The sequence below is a fragment of the Methylobacterium indicum genome (assembly GCF_001043895.1).
Taxonomy (GTDB): Bacteria; Pseudomonadota; Alphaproteobacteria; order Rhizobiales; family Beijerinckiaceae; genus Methylobacterium; species Methylobacterium indicum.
This window is the reverse complement of sequence record NZ_JTHF01000394.1, coordinates 1-6,666: the sequence shown is the minus strand read 5'-3', so window position 1 is coordinate 6,666 and position 6,666 is coordinate 1. Positions and strand designations below refer to the sequence as shown.

At 70.7% G+C, this 6,666-nt stretch carries 8 protein-coding genes and 1 pseudogene; 5 read left to right on the top strand and 4 right to left on the bottom strand.

All coding sequences use genetic code 11. The annotated features are described in order from the left end of the window. On the bottom strand, window positions 1–251 hold a 251-nt coding region (locus tag QR78_RS30660), incomplete at its 3' end, for a DUF1127 domain-containing protein (protein ID WP_048431416.1). A 147-nt stretch (window positions 252–398) separates the two neighbouring features. Here QR78_RS30660 and QR78_RS30655 point away from each other — a divergent pair. Further along, window positions 399–1,325 carry a LysR substrate-binding domain-containing protein gene (locus QR78_RS30655; RefSeq protein WP_048431415.1) on the top strand — a complete coding sequence of 309 codons (927 nt, stop codon included), beginning with the start codon at window positions 399–401 and terminating at the stop codon, window positions 1,323–1,325. A 31-nt stretch (window positions 1,326–1,356) separates the two neighbouring features. On the opposite strand, the gene QR78_RS33460 is transcribed toward QR78_RS30655, so the two are convergent. The 3 genes from QR78_RS33460 to QR78_RS30645 all read right to left on the bottom strand — a co-directional run bounded on the left by QR78_RS33460 (window position 1,357) and on the right by QR78_RS30645 (window position 3,063). Next, a complete protein-coding gene (locus tag QR78_RS33460) occupies window positions 1,357–1,551 on the bottom strand; it encodes a Flp family type IVb pilin (RefSeq protein WP_058620195.1) in 195 nt (64 codons plus the stop codon). 189 nt (window positions 1,552–1,740) lie between these two features. Continuing rightward, on the bottom strand, window positions 1,741–2,001 hold the full coding sequence (locus QR78_RS30650) for a DUF3072 domain-containing protein (protein WP_048431414.1): 261 nt from the start codon (window positions 1,999–2,001) through the stop codon (window positions 1,741–1,743). A 174-nt stretch (window positions 2,002–2,175) separates the two neighbouring features. Continuing rightward, window positions 2,176–3,063 carry a branched-chain amino acid aminotransferase gene (locus QR78_RS30645; protein ID WP_048431413.1) on the bottom strand — a complete coding sequence of 296 codons (888 nt, stop codon included), beginning with the start codon at window positions 3,061–3,063 and terminating at the stop codon, window positions 2,176–2,178. Window positions 3,064–3,436: 373 nt separating this feature from the next. On the opposite strand from QR78_RS30645, the gene QR78_RS30640 reads away from it, so the two are divergent. From QR78_RS30640 to QR78_RS30625, 4 genes and pseudogenes are all read left to right on the top strand, one after another. Further along, entirely contained in the window at window positions 3,437–3,982 is a 546-nt protein-coding gene (locus QR78_RS30640) for a MarR family winged helix-turn-helix transcriptional regulator (protein ID WP_048431417.1), read from the top strand. After that, entirely contained in the window at window positions 3,979–4,710 is a 732-nt protein-coding gene (locus QR78_RS30635; protein WP_048431412.1) for a response regulator, read from the top strand. The genes QR78_RS30640 and QR78_RS30635 overlap by 4 nt, the downstream gene beginning before the upstream one ends. A 5-nt stretch (window positions 4,711–4,715) precedes the next feature. Then, entirely contained in the window at window positions 4,716–6,086 is a 1,371-nt protein-coding gene (locus QR78_RS30630) for an ATP-binding protein (RefSeq protein ID WP_048431411.1), read from the top strand. A gap of 180 nt (window positions 6,087–6,266) precedes the next feature. Continuing rightward, window positions 6,267–6,666: pseudogene (locus tag QR78_RS30625) on the top strand (hypothetical protein); the annotation flags it as partial.

Below are 6,666 nucleotides of genomic sequence, written 5' to 3'. Positions count from 1 at the left end.
CGCCGCGCGCGGCGTCGATGCACCAGGGGCAGGGTCGGGTCCTGCATGAATGGCAGGTCGAGGGCGCCCATCACGTCGTTGCGGGTCAGCCCGATGTCTTTCAGTCCGCGATCGTCGAGTTCGGCGAGGCGGTAGGCGGCGCGGCGGTTGATCCACAGGGTGACGATCCGCGCCACGATCTGCGCGGCCTTGCGGCCGTAGCCGGGCGCCAGCGCGAGAACACCGAAGAGGGGGGCAAAGCTGATCGTCATCGTGGTCTCCGGCGGGAGCTGTCGGCGAACCTCGTCATGCGCCGGCCATCGCTCTTCCGCTGCGTCCGTCATAGCGCCGCTTGGCCAATGCGTTGAGCGAATGCTTGAGATGTGTCACATCACGGAGATTGATAACGGAGCCGTCCGGTGCATCCTCTCGACATCGACCAGCTCCGCACCCTGGTGGCGATCGCCGAGAGCGGCTCGTTCACCCGCGCGGCCGAGGCCGTGCACAAGACGCAATCCGCCGTCTCGATGCAGATGAAGCGGCTCGAGGAGCGGATCGGACGGGAGATCTTCCTCAAGGCCGGCCGCGGCGTGCGGCTGACCGAGGACGGCGAGCGCCTGCTCGATTACGCGCGCCGCATCGTGCGGCTGCAGACCGAGTGCCTGGCGACCTTCGACGAGGGCGACCTCGCCGGGCGGGTCCGCCTCGGGCTCCCGGACGACTACGCCGACCGCTACCTGCCGGAAATCCTCGGCCGCTTCGCCCGGGCCCATCCGCGGGCCGAGGTCACGGTGGTGTGCGAGCCCTCCGACATGCTGGCCGAGCGGATCGCCGACGGCGACATCGACCTCGCCATCGTCACCGAGGCCATGGCGCGGGACAAGGCAGAGAGCGGACGCGCACGCGGCGACCGGCGGCGGGGCGTCGAGACGATCCGCACCGAAGCGCTCCTCTGGGTCACGTCGAGCCGCCACGCGGTGCACACGGAGGAGCCGGTGCCCCTCGCCCTCGGGCGGCCGGCCTGCAACTGGCGGGTCGCCGCCATCGAGGCGCTGGAGCGCGGCGGGCGCCAGAGCCGGATCCTGTTCGTGAGCTGGAATTCCACCGCGGTCGGCGCCGCGGTGCTGGCGGGGCTCGCCGTGTCGGTCCTGCCGGAGAGCGCGCTGCGCTCGGGCATGCGGGTGCTGGGGCCGCAGGACGGCTTCGCGGCCCTGCCGGCCTGCCGGATCGGGCTGATGCGCCACCGGGCGGGCGAGCCGAACCCGCTCGCCGACATCCTGGCCGGGCAGATCCGGCAATCGCTGGACAATCTGGCGCTCGACGCGCCCGGGCTGGCGGCGGAGTGAGCGGCGGGCCCCGTCGGCGGATCTGCGCTCCCTACTGGAGTGCGGCGAGGAAGCGGGTACTGAGGTTGGTGAACAGGCTGCCGGCGGAATTGCCGTAGACCGCGAGAGCCGTCGTCAGGGCGAGGAAGATCAGCCCGGCCACGAGCGCGTACTCGATCGCCGTCGATCCGGACGTCTCGTCCCGGAATCGCCGGACAACCTCCGTTCCCCGCGTCCTGTCCCGCACGCCCCGCTCCCACGATCCGTCGGGCCGCAGACTAAGGAAAGATCTCCTCATCTCAGGTTAACGCGGCGGTTGAAACGGCCGGTGCAGGCCGGCCGGGCTCGCAGCTCCCGGCCCCGAAAGGTCGAGGCGAGGAGAGACCTCCCTGTCGGCGGCCTCGTCCCCGTCGCTCATCGTCGAGACTCGACGACGTCAGTCCTTGCCGGTCTCCTTGCGCAAGGCATCGATGCGCTGCGAGGCCTCGGCCTTGTCGAGGTCCGGGTCGAAGGCGTCCTCGTCCTTGGCCTGCTCGGCCAGGGTCTTGAGGTAGGAGGCCTGGGCGCCGGTCATCGGCTCGGAGCCGGTGGTCCAGTCCTTCGGATCCTTGATGCGGTTCGAGGTATCCTTGGGATCCTGCTTCGGGTTGTCCGACTCGTGCGTCCCGGTCTCGGCCTTCTTGGTCTTGGCGGTCATGGGGGCTTCCGTGTTCTCTGAATGTTCCATCCAGACAACGGGGAAGCCCCGGCTCGCGTTCCCGCCCCGGATGCAGGGGAGCGGCTTGTCCCCGGGAAACCGCGGCCGTCCACGCGCGAAGGCCCCGGGCGGTCTCCCGCCCGGGGCCTTCGATCTCCGCGTTCGTCGCGAGGCTCAGGCCGCCTCGGCCCGCGGCTGCACCTCGGCGGTGTAGTCGTCCATCAGGGTCTTGGTCATCGCCGCCGGGGTGAAGCGGTACTGGGCGATCTCCGAGACCGGGGTGACCTCGGCGGCCGAGCCGGTGATGAAGCACTCGGTGAAGCCCGCCAGTTCCTCGAGGCGGATGCGCCGCTCGACCACCTCGTAGCCGCGGCGCTTCGCCAGCTCGATCACGGTCTGGCGGGTGATGCCGTTGAGGAAGCGGTCGGCCTGGGGCGTGTGGATCACCCCGTCCTGGATGAAGAACACGTTGGCGCCGGTGCACTCGGCGACGTTGTCCTCCCAGTCGAGCATCAGGGCGTCGGCATAACCCTTGTTCTCGGCCCGGTGCTTGGAGATCGTGCAGATCATGTAGAGACCCGCCGCCTTCGAGGCCGACGGCGCGGTGCGCGGATCGGGCCGGCGGTAATCGGCGAGGTCGAGGCGGATGCCCTTCATCTTGGTCGCCGGGTCGAAGTAGCTCGGCCACTCCCACGCCGCGATGGCGAGATGGATGGTGTTGTGTTGCGCCGAGACGCCCATCATCTCCGAGCCGCGCCAGGCGACCGGACGGAGATAGGCGTCCTTGAGGCCGCTCTCCTTGAGCACCAGCTTCTTGGCGGCGTCGATCTCGGCCACCGAGTACGGGACCTCGAAGTCGAGGAGCTCGGCCGAGCGGCGCAGGCGCTGCGAATGCTCGGTGCACTTGAAGATCCGGCCGCCATAGGCGCGCTCGCCCTCGAACACGCTGGAACCGTAGTGCAGGCCGTGGCTGAGTACGTGAATCTTCGCGTCCGCCCACGGCACCATGCGGCCGTCGAACCAGATGTGGCCTTCACGCTGGTCGAAGGGAATGACGGACATGACGATGATCCTCGTATGCGTTCGTTTCCGCCTGGCTGGTTCTCGCGCAACGTTCGTGCTTGAGCGGGGCGCGGGGCGTACGTTCGTTTCGCCGGCGGGGTTGACGGGTATCAATGGGGCTGAGATATGTCAACAAGACTGACATAAATGACGACGGCCCTCGAAGGCCGAAACTCCCGTCGACTTGTCTCGCGAAGAGGTGCGACCCGTGACCCAGGCCGCCCGGACCCGTCCGGCCCCCATCCCGGACGTCGCGAACGAGGACCAGCCGGAGGCAGGCTACTCCCCGGTACGGCCCGCGCAAGAGTCGTCCTCTCGGCAAGAGTCGTCCTCTCGACAAGAATCGTCCTCTCTGGAGGCGCCGTCGCGGGAGATCGCCTCGCGCGAGCCCCGGGACGAGGCGCCGCCGCATTACGACCTGATCGAGCTCCTGTTCTTCGCCTACCGCGACTTCGTCGCCGATCCGGACCGCATCCTGGCCGAGTACGGCTTCGGCCGCGCCCACCACCGGGTGCTCCACTTCGTCGACCGGCATCCCGGCCTCACCATCGCCGAACTCCTGGATATCCTGCGGATCACCAAGCAGAGCCTGAACCGGGTGCTGAAGGAATTGATCGAGCAGGGCTACATCGCGCAGCGGACGGGCACGAGCGACCGCCGCCACCGCCTCCTCACCTGCACGCCGCAGGGCCGCGCCCTCGCTCAGCGCCTCGCCGGCGTCCAGGGCGAGCGGGTCCGGCGGGCGCTGGCCGAGGTCGGCCCCGCACTCCGCGAGCCGGCGGGCCGGTTCCTCCTCGCCATGATCGAGCCGGAGGAGCGCGCGGCGGTGAGCCGTCTCATCGGCGGCGGCGATCCTTCGGGGGAGATCCCGGCCGAGAGCCCGCTCGGTACGCCCGCAGGCACCGGGGCCCGCCCGTGAGCGCCGGCCCCGCCCTCAGCCCCCGGGCCGAGCTGCCCGACCACGCCCCCCACATCCTGGTGGTCGACGACGACCGCCGCCTGCGCGACCTGCTCGCCCGCTTCCTCGGCGAGAACGGTTATCGCGTCACCGCCGCCGCGAGCGCCGCCGAGGCGCGGGCGCGCGGGCGCAGCCTCGTCTTCGACGCGGTGGTGCTCGACGTGATGATGCCGGGCGAGACCGGGTTCGACTATGCCCGCCAGATCCGCCTGACCTCGAGCGTGCCGATCCTGATGCTGACCGCGCGCTCGAACCCGAACGACCGGGTCACCGGGCTCGAGATCGGCGCCGACGACTATCTCCCCAAGCCCTTCGAGCCGCGGGAGTTGATCCTGCGCCTCAACAACATCCTGCGCCGCAACGCGCGGGGCCCCGCCGACGGGACGGCCGCCCCCCTCGACGCGGTGCGGTTCGGGCCGTTCCAGTTCCGCATCGAGCGTGGCGAGCTGACCCGCGACGACGAGGCGATCCGCCTCTCCGAGCGCGAGCGCGAGATCCTGACCATCCTGGCGCTCGCCCGCGGCGGCAACGTCGAGCGCGAGGCGCTGACCGGCACCAACGGGGCGGCCAACGAGCGCACCGTCGACGTGCAGATGAACCGCCTGCGCCGGCGCATCGAGGACGATCCGGCCAATCCGCGCTACGTGCAGACCGTGCGCGGCGTCGGCTACCGGCTGGTGCTGGACTAGTCTTCATGGCGCCCCCCACCCTCGCCGGGACGCTCCCGACGCCCCGGCGGGCCTGGCGCCGCCTCGGCCGCGTCATCGGCGACCGGCTGCCGAAGGGGCTCTATGCCCGATCCCTCATCATCATCATCGCCCCGATGGTGCTGCTGCAATCGGTGATCGCCTACACCTTCATGGAGCGGCACTGGCAGCTGGTGACCCGGCGCCTCTCGGCCGCCGTGACCGCCGACGTCGCGGCCTTGATCGACATCTACGAGAGCTACCCCCAGGACAAGGGCTCCGAGACCCTGGAGCGGATCGCCAGCGAGCGCCTGAACCTCGACGTCGACATCCTGGAGGGCGCCAGGCTCCCGGCCCCCGGCCCGCGGCCGTTCTTCTCGCTCCTCGACGAGGCCCTGTCCGACGAGATCCGCCGCCAGATCGCCCGGCCGTTCTGGATCGATACGGTGGGGCGCTCCAACCTGATCGAGATCCGGGTCGAGATCCCCGGCGGGGTGATGCGGGTGATCGCCCGGCGCAGCCAGGCCTACGCCTCGAACTCGCACATCTTCCTGCTCTGGATGGGCGGCTCCTCGATGGTGCTGCTCGGCGTCGCGATCCTGTTCCTGCGTAACCAGATCCGGCCGATCCTGCGGCTCGCCGACGTGGCGGAGAGCTTCGGCAAGGGCCGCGAGCTGGATTTCCGCCCCCGCGGCGCCCGCGAGGTGCGCAAGGCCGGCCACGCCTTCATCGAGATGAAGCGGCGCATCGAGCGGGCGATGGAGCAGCGCACCACGATGCTCAACGGCGTGAGTCACGACCTGCGCACCATCATCACGCGCTTCCGGCTCTCCCTGGTGCTGCTGCCCCAGACCCCCGAGATCGACGACCTGCAGCGCGACGTCGACGAGATGAGCCGGATGCTCGAGGCCTATCTCGCCTTCGCCAAGGGCGATTCCGGCGAGCCGGCCGCGGCCATCGACCTGCGCGCCCTGCTGGAGGACGTGCGCACCGACGTCGAGCGCCTGGGCGGCCACGTCTCCGAGGTGACGCTGGAGGGCCAGGCGACCGTGACGGTCCGGCCCGACGCCTTCCGGCGCTGCCTGTTCAATCTCGCCGCCAACGCCGCGCGCTACGGCGACACGATCGCGATCACCGCCCGCCAGGAGGCGCGCTGGCTCGCCGTCTCGATCGACGACGACGGCCCGGGCATTCCGCCTGAGCAGCGCGAGGAGGTGTTCAAGCCCTTCGTGCGCCTCGACGACGCCCGCCAGGATGCCGGCGGCTCGGGGCTGGGCCTCGCCATCGCCCTCGACATCGCGCGCGCGCATGGCGGCGACGTGGCGCTGTACGATTCGCCGCTGGGGGGCTTGCGGGCGACGGTGCGGGTGCCGGCGTAATCGAGAGATGGGACGGCCGTAACGCGGTCACCGTTCAGTCCGCCGCCCCACGGATCGAGGCGCGCCGGATCGCACCCTGAAGCCTCGTCACGCCCGACGCTCCCGGCCGCGAGGCTCTGACAATAACCCTTTCGCACCGCCCATCGTGCTAAGCCCCCGTCGGATCGGGAGAGCAGGACGATGAGCGAGGCGGAACCGAGTGCGGCGGCACCCCTGGTCGGCCTCGCAGCCGTGATCCTGGCAGCGACGCTCGACGAGCCGCGGGTGCTCACCGTGCCGGTGGCGGGCCAGCCCGAGGGCCGGGCCGAGGGGCTGCCGGCCGGGCCGCTGGAACCGGCGCATCCCACCCTGGAGCGGGGCCTGCGGGCCTGGGTCGAGCGGCAGACCGGCCAGAGCCTCGGCTATGTCGAGCAGCTCTACACCTTCGGGGACCGCGACCGGCGGCGGGGCGGCAAGGGGGAGGTCGGGCTGCACGCCCTGTCGGTGGCGTATCTCGCCCTGGTGCGCGAGGCGCGGCCCGCCGCCGATTCGGCCTGGCAGAGCTGGTACCGCTACTTCCCGTACGAGGACCGGCGGGCGG